A 2,049-nucleotide genomic window follows, 5' to 3' on the forward strand; every position below is an offset into this window, starting at 1 on the left:
TCTTCCAGAACAGGTATGCAGAGAGTCGAGACATTAAGTGTCTCGTCATCAAGGAGAGCTTGCACAGCCATATCTACCGATGCAGTATCTATCAGTGGTTCATCCCCCTGGATGTTAACAACTATGTCGTCTTCGATATATTTTGCCACCTCGGCTATCCTGTCTGTGCCGGATTGATGGCTCTCAGAAGTCATTCGCGCGACAAAACCACAGGAGGTAACAGCGTTATGTATCTCTTCGCTATCGGTAGCGACAATAACATGGTCGATCTTTTTGCATGAAGCCGCTTTTCTGGCGACATGAACAATAACCGGTTCGCCTTTCAGGAGCGCGAGAGGTTTTCCTGGAAACCGCTCAGACTGATATCTTGCGGGGATTATGGCGACTACTCCACCCATTTTCATTTTTCTCCGGAGGAGCGGTTAATCATGGAGGTTACGGTTGATACCTTTGTAGCGATTTTGGTATCCACCAGAGATTTGGCCATCTATACCCTATACCGGTAGGTGTCGCGGTTACCCCCTGTATACGGGCGCTTACGACAGGTAGTGATTCTGAATTATAGAGGAAGCAGTATGGCTGTTCATCGGCAAGTATCTCCTGAATGCGGTAGTAGGCGGTTTTTCTCTCTTCCTGAACGAAGGTGCGTCTTGCTTTTTCCAGGAGAGCGTCAACCTCGTCATTTTTATATGAGATGAAGTTAAACTCGGCCTCTTTCGTTTTTGATGAGTGCCATATGTCGTAGTTGTCCGGATCGGGTGATAGCGACCAGCCGAGTATTGTGGCGTCGAATTCTCTTTTGTTTATGAACTCCTTGATGAAGGAGGCCCACTCGATTACGCGTATATTAACGGAGATCCCAACCTGCTGCAGTCTCCTTTGGATTATCTCGGCGGTTTTCTTTCGTTCATCGTTCCCCTGATTTGTGACGATAGTGAATTCAAGCTTTTTTCCATCCTTCTCCAATATGCCGTCGTTATCGGTATCTTTCCATCCGGCTTCTGCAAGGAGACCTCTGGCTATTACGGGATTGTATTGGTATTTCTTTATGTTTGGATTATGCGGCCATGTGCCCGGCTTATATGGTCCTTCAGCCGGTTTGCCAAGCCCCAGTAAGGCGCCTTCAATTATCTCTTCCTTGTTAATGGCATGTGTGATCGCTTTTCGGACGCGAACATCCTGAAAAATTTCTCTTTTGAGATTGAAGCCAAGGTAGACATAACCGTTTGCAAGGTAACGAAACTTTTGGAAACTTTCATTAAAGGAATTTGTATTGGTCTGTTTTTTATATTGCGTTGGAGTGAGTCCCATCATATCTATCCCGTTTGCTTTCAGTTCCAGAAACTGAGTAGCGGTGTTTGGGATTATGCGGAAAACATATCTTTTAATAAATGGTTCCCCCTCAAAATAATCAGGATTTGCCTCAAGGACTATCTTCTCCTGAGTTTTCCACTCCACGAATTTGTAAGGGCCCACTCCGATAGGGTTTCTGGTCAGCTCGGATTTTGTGATGTCTTTCCCTTCGAGAAGGTGTTTGGGAAGGACAGTAAGGCTTCCCCATGATCCGAGGGCCGGAGCAAAAGGCTTTTCGTAATGAACTATGAAGGTATGATCATCCGGTGCTTCAGCTTTGGATACCTGGAGATAATCTTCCGAGTACGCGGTCGGTGTATTTTCATTGATAATTGTTTTGTAGCCGAACATGACATCTGCGGAGGTGAACGGGTGACCATCGTGCCATCTAACCCCTTTGCGGAGATGGAACGTAATTGTTTTACCGCCGTTGGTTATTTCGAAACTCTCCGCAAGCTCTCCTTCTATCTCCCATGTAGGTGTGTACCGGACGAGACCTGCGTTTACAAGACCGGCGATGGAATGTGACGCGGCATCGCCCGCAAGCATTCCTATGAGATTGCTGGCGTCGCCAATGCTCGCTTCGACGAGCATTCCGCCAAGTTGAGGATGTATGGAGCTACTATCCGGTTTTTGGGATGAGGAGCTGTTTTGGTCACCAGCCGGTTTCGGCTGGCAGGCCGCCGTCAGGAATAA

Annotated in this window: 2 protein-coding genes; both read right to left on the minus strand. The window is 47.2% G+C overall.

Translation table 11 applies throughout. The features are described 5' to 3' along the window. Window positions 1-404 (minus strand): NTP transferase domain-containing protein (locus OEY64_13335; protein MDH5543926.1); only part of this gene is annotated, 404 nt, incomplete at its 3' end. Between the two features lie 31 nt (window positions 405-435). Beyond that, a complete protein-coding gene (locus tag OEY64_13340; protein ID MDH5543927.1) occupies window positions 436-2,043 on the minus strand; it encodes a peptide-binding protein in 1,608 nt (535 codons plus the stop codon). Window positions 2,044-2,049: the final 6 nt, after the last annotated feature.

It is taken from the genome of Nitrospinota bacterium (assembly GCA_029881495.1).
Taxonomy (GTDB): domain Bacteria; phylum Nitrospinota_A; class UBA7883; order JACRGQ01; family JACRGQ01; genus JAOUMJ01.